This is a genomic window from Nocardioides marinquilinus, assembly GCF_039543705.1.
Lineage (GTDB): Bacteria > Actinomycetota > Actinomycetes > Propionibacteriales > Nocardioidaceae > Nocardioides > Nocardioides marinquilinus.
The window spans coordinates 127,456-142,644 of sequence record NZ_BAABKG010000004.1 but is presented as its reverse complement, the minus strand read 5'-3'; the positions used below and the strand labels follow the sequence as shown (position 1 = coordinate 142,644).

Below are 15,189 nucleotides of genomic sequence, written 5' to 3'. Positions count from 1 at the left end.
GGTCAACGAGAACGCGACCCCACGGACCCTGAGCTCGTCGAAGGGCACCCGCGCGCCGCCGTAGGCCCCGGACGCACCACGACCCCCGTCCGGAGGCGGCCGGGGGTCGTGGCGGTCAGGTGACGCCGGGCGGAGCGGTCAGGGGCGACCGAACTTCAGCGTGTAGGAGCCGGAGCCGCTGTAGGCGTAGACGACCCAGCGGTACTGGCCCGACCCGGCGGTGTAGGTGACGCTCTCGGTCGACGTCGAGCCCTCACCGGCGGCGACCTCGACCCACGACGAGCCGTTCCAGCGGTCGAGGTAGAGGTCGAAGTCGGTGCCCGAGGGGCCGGTCAGGCAGCCGGTGAGCGAGCCGCCGGTGGTGGTGAACGACGTCGCGGTCGACTCGCCACGGCTGGCGACCGAGCCGGTGACCGTCTCGTCGCAGGCGCCGCCCGACGGCGGGGGCTCGGTGCCGCCGCCCGCGGTGAAGCGCGAGTAGAGCAGCCGGTTGGGCGAGCCCGAGCCGGGGTTGGTCACGGTGCCGGTGGTGGCGGTGGAGGTGATGGCGTTCGCGACCGCGGACGGCGACGCCGACGGGTTGGCCTCGAGGTAGAGCGCGGCCGCGCCGGCGACGTGCGGGCTGGCCATCGACGTCCCGCTGATGGTGTTGGTGGCGGTGTCGGAGGTGTACCAGGCCGAGGTGATGTTGCTGCCCGGGGCGAAGACGTCGACGCAGGAGCCGAAGTTGGAGAACGACGAGCGGGCGTCGGTGTTGGTGGTGGAGCCGGTGGTGATGGCGCTCGGCGCGCGGGCCGGCGAGACGTTGCACGCGTTCTGGCTCTCGTTGCCCGCGGCGACCACGACGGTCACGCCGCGCGCGACCATGCGGGCCACGGCGTCGTCGGTGGCCTGCGAGGCGCCGCCGCCCAGGCTCATGTTGGCGACCGAGGGGCCGCTGGCGTTGCTGGCGACCCAGTCCATGCCGGCGATGACGCCGGAGTTGCTGCCCGAGCCGCTGCAGTCGAGCACCCGCACCGGGACCAGCGTGACGCCCTTGGCGATGCCGTAGGTGGTGCCGCCGACGGTGCCGGCGACGTGGGTGCCGTGGCCGTTGCAGTCGGTGGTGCCGCGGCCGTCGTTGATGGCGCTGTAGCCGGTCGCCATGCGGCCCGAGAACTCCTGGTGGGTGCCGCGGATGCCGGTGTCGATGACGTAGGCCCGCACGCCGGCGCCGGTGCGGTCGTAGGTGTAGGCGCCGTCGAGGGGCAGGGTGCGCTGGTCGCTGCGGTCCAGGCCCCAGGTGGGGTTGGTCTGGGTGCCGGAGGCGGTGACGACCTGGTCCTGCTCGACGTAGGCGACGTCGGGGTCGAGCCGCACCTGACGCAGCTCGCCGGCGTCCAGCTCGGCGACGTAGCCGTGCAGGGCGCTGAACTGGCGCAGCACGTCGCCGCCGGCGACCCGGGCCTCGCGGGCCTGGGTCGCGGTCGAGGTGCCGTTCTTCAGCACGACGATGTACTGGCCCTCGATCGCGCCCGGGCCGGACGCGGCCCGCAGCGGTGCGGGAGTCGGGTCCGCCGGGGGTGCGGCGGAGGACGGCGTCGCGGCGATGGTGGTGCCGGCGACGACGCACAGGGCTGCGGCTCCCAGCCAGCCCCGACGAGTGGGAAGGGTCATGGTCTCTCCTCGGTCCGCCGTAGTCCGAGACCACCCGAGGCCTCGGCGGCGCACGCGCAACCTAGGGCCGTTCGAGACCCTCCGGACAGCGTCGCGGGCGAGGTCAAGGGAAACCCCCTACGACCTCCCCGCGGGTGGTCTGGACCGGGGCCGGACGACGCGCGGCCCCGCGCGCCTCAGAGCTGCCTCAGAGCTGCCTCAGTGCTCGCCGCGCTGCTGCTTGCGCACCCGGGAGTTGTACTCCCGCATCCGTTGCGGGATGCCGACCACGGCGGCGTCGTAGGACGGCACCTGGTGCCGGTTGCAGAACTCGTGCGCCCAGTTGACCGAGGGCACCCGGCGACGGGTCCACTCGCCGTCGTGGGCCACCAGCAGCAGCGTCACCTCGCTGACCGCGGTGCGCGGCTCGACGAACCCCTCGACGCCACGGCGCTCCTCGACGAACTCACGCAGGTGCTGCTCGTCGACGCGGTCGGAGGCGCGCACCCGAGTCGAGCCCGTGCGGGCGCCGCCCGTGGGGCCGCTCATCTTCGTGCGCGATCCCCGCTTGAAGCGGTCGAGGAAGCCCATGCCCCCAGTCTGCCAGCGGTCGGCCGGTGTCACCGGCGTTACGCCTAGTGCAAGGATGAGGCGTGGCTGAATTCGACGTGCTCGTGCTCGGCGCGGGGTCGGGTGGCTACGCCTGCGCGCTGCGGGCCGCCCAGCTCGGTCTCTCGGTCGGCCTGGTCGAGAAGGGCAAGGTCGGCGGCACCTGCCTGCACGTCGGGTGCATCCCCACCAAGGCGCTGCTGCACGCCGCCGAGATCGCCGACGGCGCCCGCGACGCCGAGCGCTTCGGCGTCCGCGCCAGCCTCGACGGCATCGACATGGCCGGGGTCAACGCCTACAAGGACGGCGTGGTCTCGCGGCTGTTCAAGGGGCTCACCGGCCTGGTGCGCAGCCGCGGCGTCACCGTGGTCGAGGGCGAGGGCCGGGTCACCGGACCCCGCGAGGTCACGGTCGGCGGCGAGGTGCACACCGGCCGCCACCTCGTGCTCGCCACCGGCTCCTACCCGCGCACGCTGCCCGGCCTGGACGTCGACGGCGAGCGCGTGCTCACCTCCGACGACGCGCTCCGCCTCGACCGGGTGCCGGCGTCGGTCGTCGTCCTCGGCGGCGGCGTGATCGGCTGCGAGTTCGCGAGCGTGTGGCGCAGCTTCGGCGCCGAGGTCACGGTGCTCGAGGCGCTGCCGCGGCTCGTGCCGGGCGAGGACGAGGCGTCGTCCAAGGCCCTCGAGCGCGCCTTCACGAAGCGTGGCATCACCGTGCGCACCGGCACCCCGTTCCAGAGCGTGAAGACCACCGACGACGGGGTCGCCGTCACCGTCGAGGGGGGCGAGGTGATCGAGGCCGAGCTGATGCTCGTCGCCGTCGGCCGCGGCCCGGTCACCGACGGGCTCGGCTTCGAGCACACCGGCGTCACCACCGACCGCGGGTTCGTCAGCGTCGACGACCGGTGCCGCACCGGCGCCGAGGGCGTCTACGCCGTCGGTGACATCGTGCCCGGCCTGCAGCTGGCCCACCGCGGCTTCCAGCACGGCATCCTCGTCGCCGAGCACATTGCGGGCCTCGACCCGCGGCCGGTGCCCGAGAGCGCCGTCCCCCGCGTCACCTACTCCCACCCCGAGGTCGCCTCGGTCGGCCTCACCGAGGCCGCCGCCGTCGAGGCGCACGGCGCCGACGCGGTCGAGTCGCTCACCTACGACCTCGGCGGCAACGGCAAGAGCCAGATCCTGCAGACCCAGGGGTTCGTCAAGCTGGTGCGGCTGGTCGACGGACCGGTCGTCGGCGTCCACCTCGTCGGCGAGCGCGTCGGCGAGCTGATCGGCGAGGCCCAGCTGATCTACGGCTGGGAGGCCCACCCCGACGACGTCACGCCCTACGTGCACGCCCACCCCACCCAGCACGAGGCCCTCGGCGAGGCGCACCTCGCGCTCGCCGGCAAGCCGCTGCACGCCCACTCCTGACCGAGCACGACCCAGCCAGACCCAGCCAGACCCCCGCCAGACCCCGCCAGACCAGCCCAGCCAGCCCAGCCAGCCCAGCCAGAAGGAGCACCCCCGCACCATGGCCACCGAAGTCAACCTCCCCGCCCTGGGCGAGTCCGTCACCGAAGGCACCGTCACGCGCTGGCTCAAGCAGGTCGGTGACGAGGTCGCGGTCGACGAGCCGCTGCTCGAGGTCTCCACCGACAAGGTCGACACCGAGATCCCCTCCCCCGTCGCGGGCACCCTGCTCGAGATCAAGGCCGACGAGGACGCCACCGTCGAGGTCGGCGCCGTGCTCGCGCTGATCGGTGACGAGAGCGAGGCCGGCGGCGACAGCGGCGGCGCGGGCACCGAGCCCGAGGCCACCGACTCCGCCGAGCCCGAGGCGCAGCCGAAGGACGAGGGCGAGGCCGAGAAGAAGGCCGAGCAGGAGGAGCAGATCGAGGAGGAGACCGGCGAGCGCCCGCCGGGCGACGAGACCAAGGAGTCGGAGAAGTCCGACTCGGACGCCGGTGGCTCGGGTGGCTCGGGTGGCTCCGGTGGCGGGTCCGGGACGTCGGTCGTGCTGCCGGCCCTGGGCGAGTCGGTCACCGAGGGCACCGTCACGCGCTGGCTCAAGCAGGTCGGTGACGAGGTCGCGGTCGACGAGCCGCTGCTCGAGGTCTCCACCGACAAGGTCGACACCGAGATCCCCTCCCCGGTCGCGGGCACGCTGCTCGAGATCAAGGTCGAGGAGGACGAGACCGTCGAGGTCGGCGCCGAGCTGGCCGTCGTCGGCGACGGCTCCGCCTCGTCGGGCGACGGCGGCACCGCCACCCCCGAGGCGCAGCCGAAGGACGAGGGCGAGGCCGAGAAGAAGGCCGAGCAGGAGGAGAAGATCGAGCAGGAGACCGGCGAGCTGCCGGCCGGCGACGAGACCCCCGAGCGCGAGAAGGAGCCCGAGCCCGAGCCGGAGCCCGCGAAGGAGCCTGCGGCGCAGGAGCCCGCGGCGGAGCAGCCGAGCCAGGAGGCGCCCGCGCCGACCAAGGCCGAGGAGTCCGAGCCCGAGCGCAGCCCCGAGCCGTCGCCGTCCTCGAGCGGATCGTCGGCCGGGTCGTCGAGCCGCCCGGCGTCCTCCGACGCCGGCGGCTACGTGACGCCGCTGGTGCGCAAGCTGGCCGCGCAGCACAACGTCGACCTCGCCTCGGTCACCGGGTCGGGCGTCGGCGGCCGGATCCGCAAGCAGGACGTGCTCGACGCGGCGAAGAAGCAGGAGCAGCCCGCCGAGCAGGCCCCGGCGGCCTCGGCCCCGGCGCCGGCCGCGTCGGGTGGCGCCCAGGCGCCGTCGGTGACGCCGTCCCCGCTGCGCGGCACGACCGAGAAGGTCAGCCGGCTGCGCAAGATCATCGCCCAGCGGGTGCACGAGTCGCTGCAGACCAGCGCCCAGCTGACCCAGGTGGTCGAGGTCGACGTCACCCGCATCGCGCGGCTGCGTGACGCGCAGAAGGCCGACTTCGCCGCCCGCGAGGGCGTCAAGCTCAGCTACCTGCCGTTCTTCGCCAAGGCGGCGATCGACGCGCTCAAGCAGCACCCGAAGCTCAACGCGAACTTCGACGCCGAGGCCGGTGAGGTCACCTACTACGACCGCGAGAACATCGCGTTCGCCGTCGACACCGACAAGGGCCTGATCAGCCCGGTGGTCAAGGACGCCGGCGACCTGTCGATCGCGGGCCTGGCCAAGAAGATCGCCGACGTCGCCGAGCGCACCCGCACCAACAAGATCGGGCCTGACGAGCTCGGTGGCGGCACCTTCACCATCACCAACCTCGGCAGCGTCGGCGCGCTGTTCGACACCCCGATCATCAACCAGCCGCAGGTCGCCATCCTCGGCCCGGGCGCGGTCGTCAAGCGCCCGGTCGTCATCGACGACCCGAACCTGGGCGAGACGATCGCGGTGCGCCACATGGTCTACCTGGCCCTCACCTACGACCACCGCCTCATCGACGGCGCCGACGCCGGCCGCTTCCTCCAGGACGTCCGCAAGCGCCTCGAGGCCGGCGCCTTCGAGGTCTGAGCCCCTAAATCACGCTGACCCGTCGCTTATGAGCGACGGGTCAGCGTGTTTTTCGCTGACCCGTCAGACATGTCCGACGGGTCAGCGTCGATTTCGAGGTGACCCGTCAGACATGTCTGACGGGTCGGCGTCACAGCTCGAACTCGGCGGGGTCGAGGCCGACGGCGTGGCAGGCCTCGCGGACGACCTTCTTCTCCTGGTCGTCGAAGTTGCCGTCGGCGCCGCCGATGATGATGCCGATCTGGATGACGGCGCGGGCCTCGGCGGGCTTCTTCTTGGTCTTCGAGACCGTCTGGATCAGCTCGACCTTGCCGAAGTCGAAGTCGGCGGCGAGCTTGTTGCAGTCCTGGTCGAACAGCGTGCGCAGCTGGTCGGGCGGGAAGTTCGAGAGCACCTCGTTGGTCGTGATCAGGTTCGCGACCTTGGTGCGCTCCTCCTGGTCGACGCTGCCGTCGGCCGCGGCCACCAGCGCGCACATCGCCATGCTGGCGTCGCGGAAGGACCCGCTCTGCAGGTCCTTCTTCTTGGCCACGAGCTGCGACTGCATGTTCTGCGTCGCGTTGCGGAGCTGGTTCCAGATGGGCATGGGGGTGACTACCTCGTCTTCGGTGATCGGGGTCCGGTGCGGCCATCGTGCCGCATCGGACCAACCCGCCCGGGGCCCCGGGCGGGCCCGGTTCAGAGCACCTCGGACTCGATGGTGATGCTGGTCTGCGTCGAGACGGTCTGCTCCGAGCCGCCCTGCTCGGCCTGCACCTCGGTGTCGCCGTCGAGCTCGGCGGAGGTGGGCAGCAGGGTGCCGGCGGTGCCGGTGATGGTGCCGGTCGTCGTCCCGGTGCCGCCCTTGATGGAGCCGCCGGCGACGTCGCCCTCCTGGTAGTCCTGCTCGATCTCGACCGAGACCTCGTAGTCCTCGCCCTGCAGCGACTCCAACGTGTAGGTGGCGGTCTGCTCGACCTCGATGCCGTTGAGCTCGAGGGTCGACCGCAGGGTCCAGGTGGCGCCCTCGCCGAGCTCCTCGTCGGGGAAGACGGCGCCGATCGAGCTCGCCTGCTCGAGCACCTGGTCGAAGGTCTGCTCGATGGCCGGGTCGACGCCGTCGGGCAGCTCGAAGTCGGTGTCGACGACCTGGCCGGACCGGTCGAAGGTGAGCGTGCCGCTGGTGCCGCGCAGCTGCGCCAGGGTCGACTCGAGGGCCGCCCGCGTGGTCTCGTCGCCACCCTCGAGCGCGCGCACCTCCTCGAAGGTCTGCTCGACGGTGATCTCGTCGCCGTCCACGCCGGTGACCTCGCTGAGCTGGGTGATCTCGATCGGCGGGACGTCGATCGTCTGCCCCGCGGCGTCGAGGGTCTGCTGCGTGGTGATGACGGTGCGCTCCTGGTAGCCCTCCTCGAGGTCGAGCTCGAAGCTGATGCGGCCGTCGTCGGCGCCGGCCTCCTCGACCTCGACCGTCGGGTCCTCGCCGGCCTCGGGGACGTCGTCCCCGCACGCGGCGAGCAGCGAGAACAGGGCGACGGCGGTCAGGGCGGGGGCGAGTCGTCTCATGACGCGGGTCTACCCACGAGGGGGGAGGTCACGCCCCCTGCGGCGCTGCGAGTCTGGCGGCATGGCAGGCACTCCCCCGTCCCCCGGGCTCTCGGTCGTCGTCGCCGGAGCGTCCGGCTTCCTCGGCACCCACCTCGTGGCCGCCCTGCGCGAGCGCGGCCACGGCGTCACCGCGCTGGTGCGCCGCGAGCCCGACGGGCCCGGCCAGTCGCGCTGGGACCCCGACGCCGGCACCCTCGACCGCGACCTGGTCGGCGCGGCCGACGTGGTGGTCAACCTGGCCGGCTCCCCGACCGCGGGCAACCCGCACTCGAAGAAGTGGGCCCGCGAGCTGGAGCGCAGCCGCGTCACCACGACGTCGCTGCTCGCCGAGGTGGTCGCCGGCGCGGCCCGCGGCGGCGCGACGCGCACCTTCCTGGCCGGCAACGGCATCTCGTACTACGGCGACCACGGCGACGCCGTCCTCACCGAGGCCTCCGACACGCGTGGTCACTCGACCCTGACGAAGGTGGCGCGGGCGTGGGAGGCGGCGGCCTCGCCCGCCGCGGACGCCGGCGCCCGCGTGTGCGTGCTGCGCACCTCGCCGGTGATGGACCACCGCAGCCCCCCGCTCAAGCAGCTGCGGCTGCTGTTCAAGGCCGGCCTCGGCGGCCGCATCGGCAACGGCCGGCAGTACATGCCGATGTCGTCGCTGCGCGACTGGGTGGCCGCCGCGGTGCACCTGGCCGAGCACCCCGACGCGTCGGGACCGTTCAACATCTGCCTGCCGCACGCGCCGATCAACGCCGAGTTCACCCGCGAGCTGGCCGCCCAGCTGGGCCGCAAGGCGCTGCTGCCGGCGCCGGGCCCGCTGGTGAAGGTGGGCGCCGGCCGCATGGGCCCCGAGCTGCTCGGCTCGGTGAACGTGCGGCCCGAGGCGCTGCTCGCCACCGGCTTCACCTTCGCCGACCCCGACGTCGCCGCGACGCTGCGGACGGCGCTCAACCCGCCCGACTGAGCACCCATGCCACCTGCCACTCGGCGTCCGGGTCGCGCGGGTCGCGCCGCAGGGCCAGGTGGTGGGTCGAGGGCCGGTCGCTCGGCAGGACGACGTCGCCCGCCTCGACGCGCGCCAGCCGGTCGGTGACCCGCAGCACCAGTCGCCCCGGCTCGCGCTCGAGCACCCGGACGTCGAGCACCTGGGTCGTCATGGCGGTGACGCGCCGGCCCCGCTGGTTCCAGGCGTGCAGCATGGCGACGTCGTGCTCACCGGCCACCGAGCCGGGCGTGTAGAGCGCCGCCAGGGCACCGGTGTCGCCGCGGCGCCACGCCGCCGCGCGGGCGGCGTCCCAGGTGCGCAGCACCTCGCGTGCCTGCCCCGCCGGTGCTGGCTCACCGGGCGGCGCCGGTGCCGGCCGGGACGACGCCGGCGCGGCCGGCCCGGAGGCGTCGTCCGACCAGCGCAGCAGGCCCGCCAGCACCAGTCCGCAGACCACACCGGCGGCCACCACGGCGAGCAGGCGCCCGCGCCCTGCGTCGCTGCGTCGTACGGCCCGGCCCATCGCCCCAGCCAACACGGGATCGCCGGCGCCCGCCGGCGTCATCCACAGGGGCCCGGCGGGCGGGGCTCAGCCGGTGGGGCGGAGGTCGACCAGGCCGCGGATGCGGGCCCGGTCGCGGGAGAAGAGCCGGCCGCCCCCGCCCCTGCCGAGCGGCGTGGTGTAGACGAACGCGCTGGCCTCGATGCGGGCTCGGGGCACGCACCGGCGAGGGATGGTCAGCGACATCTCGGTGCCGTGGCGACCGACCTCGGCGCGCAGCCGCGGGCAGGACGCGAAGCCCTGCGGCCGGCCGGCGCCCTCGAGGCCCGCCTCCGCCCGCAGCCCCGACGCGTGGACCGTGGCGAAGCCGTACGGCGGACCGTCGGGCCCGAGCAGGTAGACGAAGTAGTACTGGTCGAACGCGTCGCGGGGCGTCACGACCCGTCGCACCCGCCACGTGACCTCCAGGTCGCGGTCGCCGACCTCGGTGAGCGTCAGCCGCTCGATGTCGACCGTGCGCCGGTCGGCGCGGCCGAGGCCGCGCTCGCCCGTGATGCGGACGTCGCCCCGCTGGTCGGCGCCCGACGCGACGACCGTCGACGACCCCGGCTCGTCGAGCGCCTGCGCCGACGCCACGGCCGGCAGGGCGAGGAGCAGCGACACGGCGGCGACCAGCGTTCTCACGCCGGGAGTGAAGCACGCTGGCATGCTGACGCGGTGCCGAACGAGCGACGGGTCAGCCGGCGCGCCGTGCTGACCGGCGCCGGCGTCACCGGCTCGGCCGTCGTCGTGGGCGGGGTCGGGGTGTGGGAGGGCGTGCTGCCCGGCCGGCCCTGGCTGCAGGAGGTGCTCGGGCTCAACGGCGAGGACGGCGACGTCCCCGACGTCGAGACCGGCCCGGTCGAGTCGGGCGCGTTCGAGTCCGCCGCGCGGCTCGGCGAGACCACCCGCTGGCACCTGCTCCTGCCGCCCGGCGCCGCAGGCCCCGAGGGCCTGCCCCTCGTCGTCGCGCTGCACGGCCTCGGCATGCAGGTCGACACCTTCCTGCCCGGCGGCCTCGGCGTCGCCGAGTGGCTCGCCGCGGTGGTCGACGACGGCACGCCCCCGTTCGCCGTCGTGGCGCCCGAGGGCGGCGACGACTACTGGCACCCCCGGCCCGACGGCCGCGACCCCGGCGCGATGGTGGTCGACGAGCTGCTGCCGCTCATGGCCGAGCGCGGGCTGCGGGCGACGTCGTCCGACCGCATCGGACTGCTCGGCTGGTCGATGGGCGGCTACGGCGCGCTGCGGCTGGGCGGGCTGCTCGGCCCCGACCGCGTGGCCGCCGTCTGCGCCGCGAGCCCGGCGCTGTGGACCGACCCCGACGCCGCCAGCCGCGACGGCTTCGAGGACGCCGAGGAGTACGAGACCTTCAGCGTCTTCGGCCGCCAGGCGCAGCTGGACGGCGTCCTCGTGCGTCTCGAGTGCGGCACCGGCGACCCGTTCTACCGGGCGGTGGAGGACTACGCCGACGGGTTCCCGGGCGACCTCGACCCCGCGCCCCAGGTCGAGCTCGAGCCGGGCGGGCACGACCGCGGCTACTGGCGGCGCCTCATGCCGGGGCAGCTGCGACTGCTGGGCGACGTAGTCTCGAGGTCATGAGCGACCTGGCGTTCGAGGTGGTCGGGCTCGGGTCCGACGCGGTCGACTACGAGGCGGCCTGGGAGCACCAGCGGCAGGTGCACGCCGCGGTCGTCGCCGGCGAGCGGCTGCCGACGGTGCTGCTGCTCGAGCACCCGCCCGTCTACACCGCCGGCAAGCGCACCGAGCCCCACGAGCGCCCGCTCGACGCCGGGGGCGCGCGCGTCGTCGACGTCGACCGCGGCGGCAAGATCACCTTCCACGGACCCGGCCAGCTGGTGGGCTACCCGATCGTCGCGCTGCCCGACCACGTCAAGGTCGTCGACTACGTGCGGCGCGTCGAGGAGGCGCTGATCCGCGTGTGCGCCGACCTCGGCGTCGAGACCGCCCGGGTGCCCGGCCGCAGCGGCGTCTGGCTGCGCGAGGAGGGCCCGTCGACAGGCTCAGGGTCCGTCGGTCGCCCCGAGCGCAAGGTCGCGGCCCTCGGCATCCGCGTCAGCCGCGGCGTCACCATGCACGGCTTCTCGCTCAACTGCGACGTCGACCTCGGCTGGTACGACCGGTTCGTGCCCTGCGGCATCGCCGACGCCGGCGTCACCACGCTCAGCGCCGAGACCGGCCGCACCGTCACCGTGCGCGACGTCCTGCCCTCGGTCGAGCGGCACCTGCGCCACTACCTCGCCTGGACGCCGTACGAGGCCACCCCCGACTACGACCCCAAGCCCGAGCCGGGACGGACGCCGCGCATCGAGCTGATCCGCCCCGGCGTCTGAGCGCGCCGCCGCCGGCCGGGCCACCGTCCGTGGTCTGATGACCGGCCGGCCGGTCGTCGAGCGAGCGGTCGGGACGGGGGGACGCGTGAGCGAGCTGGTCATCGAGACGCACGGGCTGCGCAAGGAGTTCCGCGACCGCCGCGGGCTGCACGTCGCCGTCCACGGTCTCGACCTCGCGGTGCCGGCGGGCGGCGTCCACGGGTTCCTGGGGCCCAACGGCAGCGGCAAGACCACGACGATCCGCATGCTGCTCGGGCTGGCCCGCGCCACCCGCGGGCGGATGCGGCTGTTCGACCACGAGGTGCCCCAGCACCTGCCCGACGTCGTCGACCGCGTCGGCGCGGTCGTGGAGTCGCCGAAGTTCTCGCCGAACCTCACCGGACGCCGCAACCTGCTGCTGCTCTCGCGCAGCATCGGCGTCCCCGACACGCAGGTCGACGCCGCGCTCGAGACCGTCGGGCTCGTCGGCCGCGACGCCGACCGCTACCGCGCCTACTCGCTCGGCATGAAGCAGCGCCTGGCCATCGCGGCGACGCTGCTCAAGCAGCCGCAGCTGCTGATCCTCGACGAGCCGACCAACGGTCTCGACCCGGCCGGCATCCGCGAGATCCGCGAGACCATCCGCGACCTCGGCGAGCAGGGCGTCACCGTGCTGCTGAGCTCGCACATCCTGGCCGAGGTGCAGCAGGTGTGCACCTCGGCCACGATCATCGGCCGCGGCCGCATGCTCGCCTCGGGCCACGTCGACGAGCTGCTCGACGCCGGGACGCCGTCCCACCGCGTCGCTGTCGACGACCCGGCACGCGCCGGCGCGCTGCTCGCCGCCGCCGGGCTGCCCGCCACCACCGACGACGACGGCCGGCTGCGGGTCGAGTCCGACGACCCGGCCGCCATCACCCGCGCGCTCGCGGCCGGCGAGGTGTGGCTCACCGAGCTGACCCCGCTGCGCCGCGACCTCGAGTCGGTCTTCCTCGAGCTCACCGCCGGCGAGGCGCTGGGCGAGGAGGGCGCGCGATGACCCGGCTGCTGCTGGTCGAGCTGACCCGCCTGCGGTGGCGCCGCGCCGTCGTCCTGCTGGTGCTGGTGGCGGTCGTCATCCCGATGGTGGTGCTCGCCGTCCGGGCCTGGGACACCCGGGCTGTCAGCGACGCCGAGCGCGCGGAGGTCCGGGCGCAGATCGAGCGCGACTTCGGCGTGCCCGACGAGGTGATCGCCGAGTGCCTTGCACGTCCCCGCCAGTACTTCGGCCCGCGGGCCGAGCGCTTCACCCCCGAACGGCTCCAGCGGGAGTGCAGCCGCACCGTCGGGTTCCGCCCCACCGTGAGCGACTACGTCGGTCGCGAGCCGCTCACGCTGCGCAACGAGCTGACCACCTCCGGGTTCGGCGTCGTCGCCGTCCTGGTGGTGGCCATGCTGCTGGCCGGCACCACGTTCGTCGGGCACGACTGGAGCTCGGGGTCGATGAGCAACCAGCTGCTCTTCGAGCCGCGCCGGCTGCGGGTGTGGGCGGCGAAGGCGGTCGCCGTGGGGCTGCTGTCGGCGCTGGTCGCCACGGTGGTGCTGACGGTCTACTGGGGAGCGCTCGGCCTGATCGCCTCGGCGCGCGACGTGCCGCAGGTCGACGGGATCACGGGCGAGGTCGTGGAGTCCGTCGTGTGGAGCGTCCTCCTCGTGACCGGGGCGGCCGTCGGGGGCTACGCGCTGACGATGCTCTCGCGCAGCACCGTGTTCACCGTCGGGGTGCTCTTCGGGGTCTCGATCGTCAGCGGCGTGCTGCTCGCGGCGCTCCCCGACGGGGCCGTGCGGTGGAACCCCGGCACCAACGCCTTCGCCGTGGTCAACGACGGCGCCGTCTACTACGTCGAGCCGCCGCCCTCGTGCTTCGTCGAGCAGGACTTCGAGAGCGACGAGTGCCGCGGCGAGCGCGAGGTCACGCGCACCCAGGGCGGGCTCTACCTCGGCGGCGTGCTGCTGCTGGCGGGCGCCTGGTCGGCGTCGTCCTACCGGCGCCGCGACGTGCCGTAGACGGCCGGCTCGCCGCTCAGGCCTCGTCGCCCGGGAAACCCCGGAACGCGAGGTGGTCGCGCACCCGGTCGATGTCGTCCTGGGACGGCAGCGCGTCGGTGACCCGGGTGATCGACACCGCGATGTCGGCCCGCCCCGCCGGGGCCAGCCCCGCGGACGCGAGCTCGCGGGCCACCTCGGCCACCTCGTCGTCGCTCAACCGCCGGCGCAGCAACGCGAGCAGCGGCACGTAGTCCTGCGCCGGGACGCCGCCCGGGTAGCCCTCGCGCAGCCAGGCCACCACGCCCGAGAGGCGTCTGGCCAGCGGGCCGCTCACGGTCTCGGCCCCGCCGTCACGACGCGTCGACGATGGTCGGGAACACGTGCTCGAAACTGACCTCCTTGTCGAAGCCCGCGGCCACCACGATGGTGATGCCGAGGGCGATGCCGGCCAGCACGACCAGGAAGCAGACGCCGGCCAGCACCCGGCCGACCGGCGTCGGGCCGGCCGTCGCGAAGCCGGTGCCGCCGGACGTCGCGTGCTCCTGCCCCAGGAACCGGATGCCGAGGGCGAAGACGGCCGGCAGCCCGGCGCCGAGCACGAGGCCCACCAGCAGCACCTGCCAGGCGGCGTCGAGGGCGAGACCCAGGTTCTCCATCGTGGTGGCTCCTCTCAGACCTTCGCGGGGGCTGGCGCCTCGGAGCGCGCAGCCCCCGGCATCCCGCGCCACTCGGCGTTGACGTTCTCGTGGTCGACCGGCTCGTGGCGCGAGCGGACGAACATGGCGCCGGACGCGGCGGCCAGGGCGAGGAAGACCGCCACGGCGCCGGCGAGCCCGCCGACGCCGTCCGCGACGAACCACGCCGCGGCACCGACGACGGCCGCCATCGGCAGCGTGATCAGCCAGGCCAGGACCATGCGGCCGGCGATGCCCCAGCGCACCTCCGCGCCCCGCTTGCCGAGCCCGGTGCCGAGGATCGACCCGGTGGCCACGTGCGTGGTCGACAGGGCCAGGCCGAGGTGGCTGGAGGTCAGGATGACCGCCGCCGACGAGCTCTCGGCCGCCATCCCCTGCGGCGAGGAGATCTCGACCAGGCCCTTGCCCAGGGTGCGGATGATGCGCCAGCCGCCGAGGTAGGTGCCCAGCGCGATGGCCAACGCGCACGAGACCTTCACCCACAACGGGATGCTCTCGGTGTCGGTCCACCTGCCGCTGGCGAGGAGGGCGAGCGTGATGACACCCATCGTCTTCTGCGCGTCGTTGGTGCCGTGGGCGAGCGAGACCAGGGACGCCGACCCGATCTGGCCCCACCGGAACCCGCGCTCGCGGTAGCGCTCGGCCACCCCCGCGGTGATGCGGTGGACCAGCCACGTGCCGACCGCCGCGACCGCGATCGCGATCAGCGGGGCCACCAGCGCCGGCAGCACCACCTTGCCGAGGACGCCGTCCAGCTTCGTGCCGTCGCCGGCCCAGTTCACGCCGCCGAACCCGAGGCCGGCGATCGCGGCGCCGATGAGGCCGCCGAACAGCGCGTGCGACGAGCTCGACGGAAGGCCGAGCAGCCAGGTCGACAGGTTCCACAGGATGCCGCCCACGAGCCCGGCGAGCACGATGACCAGCAGGGGCTGGCCGCCGTCGGTGAGGAGGTCGGGCCGAGGTGCGCCGTCAGCGTCCTGGATCTTGACGACGGCGTTGGTCACGGTGAGGGCCACCTCGACCGAGAGGAAGGCGCCGACCAGGTTCAGCACGGCCGAGAGCGCGACCGCCACCTTCGGCGCGAGCGCCCCGGTGGCGATCGAGGTGGCCATGGCGTTGCCGGTGTCGTGGAAGCCGTTGGTGAAGTCGAACGCCAGGGCGGTCACGACCACCAGCCCGAGGATGACCAGTTCGGGGCTCACCCTCGCAATGTCCTCCCGCCGACGCCGCCCGGAAAGGCCCCCGCGGTCCTGTTCAGCCGATGTTCACCCGGGCCGCGGGCGGCCCGACGGC

At 74.0% G+C, this 15,189-nt stretch carries 16 protein-coding genes; 7 read left to right on the top strand and 9 right to left on the bottom strand.

All coding sequences use genetic code 11. The features are described from left to right. Positions 1–138: 138 nt before the first annotated feature. Together ABEA04_RS16115 and ABEA04_RS16110 are read right to left on the bottom strand one after the other, a co-directional pair. A complete protein-coding gene (locus ABEA04_RS16115) occupies positions 139–1,656 on the bottom strand; it encodes a S8 family peptidase (protein WP_345460795.1) in 1,518 nt (505 codons plus the stop codon). A gap of 198 nt (positions 1,657–1,854) precedes the next feature. Further along, positions 1,855–2,226: a hypothetical protein gene (locus tag ABEA04_RS16110; protein ID WP_345460793.1), complete on the bottom strand. Its 372-nt coding sequence runs from the start codon at positions 2,224–2,226 to the stop codon at positions 1,855–1,857. Positions 2,227–2,288: 62 nt separating this feature from the next. Here ABEA04_RS16110 and lpdA point away from each other — a divergent pair, with 62 nt between their 5' ends. Together lpdA and sucB are read left to right on the top strand one after the other, a co-directional pair. Continuing rightward, positions 2,289–3,662, top strand: coding sequence for a dihydrolipoyl dehydrogenase (gene lpdA, locus ABEA04_RS16105; RefSeq protein ID WP_345460790.1), 1,374 nt, complete (start codon positions 2,289–2,291; stop codon positions 3,660–3,662). A 100-nt stretch (positions 3,663–3,762) separates the two neighbouring features. After that, positions 3,763–5,736, top strand: a complete 1,974-nt coding sequence (gene sucB / locus ABEA04_RS16100) for a 2-oxoglutarate dehydrogenase, E2 component, dihydrolipoamide succinyltransferase (RefSeq protein WP_345460787.1) — start codon at positions 3,763–3,765, stop codon at positions 5,734–5,736. 130 nt (positions 5,737–5,866) lie between these two features. Here sucB and ABEA04_RS16095 read toward each other — a convergent pair whose 3' ends face one another. Beyond that, complete coding sequence (locus tag ABEA04_RS16095; RefSeq protein ID WP_345460784.1) at positions 5,867–6,322, bottom strand: tellurite resistance TerB family protein; 456 nt, start codon at positions 6,320–6,322, stop codon at positions 5,867–5,869. Between the two features lie 92 nt (positions 6,323–6,414). Continuing rightward, the gene (locus tag ABEA04_RS16090; protein ID WP_345460781.1) at positions 6,415–7,281 is read right to left on the bottom strand and encodes a hypothetical protein; all 867 of its coding nucleotides are present in this window, start codon (positions 7,279–7,281) and stop codon (positions 6,415–6,417) included. 61 nt (positions 7,282–7,342) lie between these two features. Here ABEA04_RS16090 and ABEA04_RS16085 point away from each other — a divergent pair, with 61 nt between their 5' ends. Continuing rightward, a complete protein-coding gene (locus ABEA04_RS16085) occupies positions 7,343–8,278 on the top strand; it encodes a TIGR01777 family oxidoreductase (protein WP_345460778.1) in 936 nt (311 codons plus the stop codon). On the opposite strand, the gene ABEA04_RS16080 is transcribed toward ABEA04_RS16085, so the two are convergent. Then, entirely contained in the window at positions 8,262–8,822 is a 561-nt protein-coding gene (locus ABEA04_RS16080) for a hypothetical protein (RefSeq protein WP_345460775.1), read from the bottom strand. The genes ABEA04_RS16085 and ABEA04_RS16080 overlap by 17 nt on opposite strands. Positions 8,823–8,888: 66 nt before the next feature. Beyond that, positions 8,889–9,485, bottom strand: coding sequence for a hypothetical protein (locus ABEA04_RS16075; RefSeq protein WP_345460772.1), 597 nt, complete (start codon positions 9,483–9,485; stop codon positions 8,889–8,891). 33 nt (positions 9,486–9,518) lie between these two features. Here ABEA04_RS16075 and ABEA04_RS16070 point away from each other — a divergent pair, with 33 nt between their 5' ends. The 4 genes from ABEA04_RS16070 to ABEA04_RS16055 all read left to right on the top strand — a co-directional run bounded on the left by ABEA04_RS16070 (position 9,519) and on the right by ABEA04_RS16055 (position 13,219). Next, a complete protein-coding gene (locus tag ABEA04_RS16070) occupies positions 9,519–10,442 on the top strand; it encodes an alpha/beta hydrolase (protein WP_345460769.1) in 924 nt (307 codons plus the stop codon). Further along, positions 10,439–11,194, top strand: coding sequence for a lipoyl(octanoyl) transferase LipB (gene lipB, locus ABEA04_RS16065; RefSeq protein WP_345460766.1), 756 nt, complete (start codon positions 10,439–10,441; stop codon positions 11,192–11,194). The genes ABEA04_RS16070 and lipB overlap by 4 nt, the downstream gene beginning before the upstream one ends. An 85-nt stretch (positions 11,195–11,279) precedes the next feature. Next, on the top strand, positions 11,280–12,212 hold the full coding sequence (locus ABEA04_RS16060) for an ABC transporter ATP-binding protein (protein WP_345460763.1): 933 nt from the start codon (positions 11,280–11,282) through the stop codon (positions 12,210–12,212). Continuing rightward, the gene (locus tag ABEA04_RS16055) at positions 12,209–13,219 is read left to right on the top strand and encodes a hypothetical protein (protein WP_345460760.1); all 1,011 of its coding nucleotides are present in this window, start codon (positions 12,209–12,211) and stop codon (positions 13,217–13,219) included. Before ABEA04_RS16060 ends, ABEA04_RS16055 begins: the two co-directional genes overlap by 4 nt. Positions 13,220–13,235: 16 nt before the next feature. Here ABEA04_RS16055 and ABEA04_RS16050 read toward each other — a convergent pair whose 3' ends face one another. The 3 genes from ABEA04_RS16050 to ABEA04_RS16040 are packed head-to-tail and all read right to left on the bottom strand — an operon-like array spanning position 13,236 to position 15,098. Beyond that, positions 13,236–13,535, bottom strand: coding sequence for a DUF3349 domain-containing protein (locus ABEA04_RS16050; protein WP_345460757.1), 300 nt, complete (start codon positions 13,533–13,535; stop codon positions 13,236–13,238). A gap of 16 nt (positions 13,536–13,551) precedes the next feature. Next, on the bottom strand, positions 13,552–13,857 hold the full coding sequence (locus tag ABEA04_RS16045) for a hypothetical protein (RefSeq protein ID WP_345460754.1): 306 nt from the start codon (positions 13,855–13,857) through the stop codon (positions 13,552–13,554). Between the two features lie 14 nt (positions 13,858–13,871). Then, positions 13,872–15,098: an inorganic phosphate transporter gene (locus tag ABEA04_RS16040; protein ID WP_345460751.1), complete on the bottom strand. Its 1,227-nt coding sequence runs from the start codon at positions 15,096–15,098 to the stop codon at positions 13,872–13,874. Positions 15,099–15,189 lie beyond the last annotated feature (91 nt).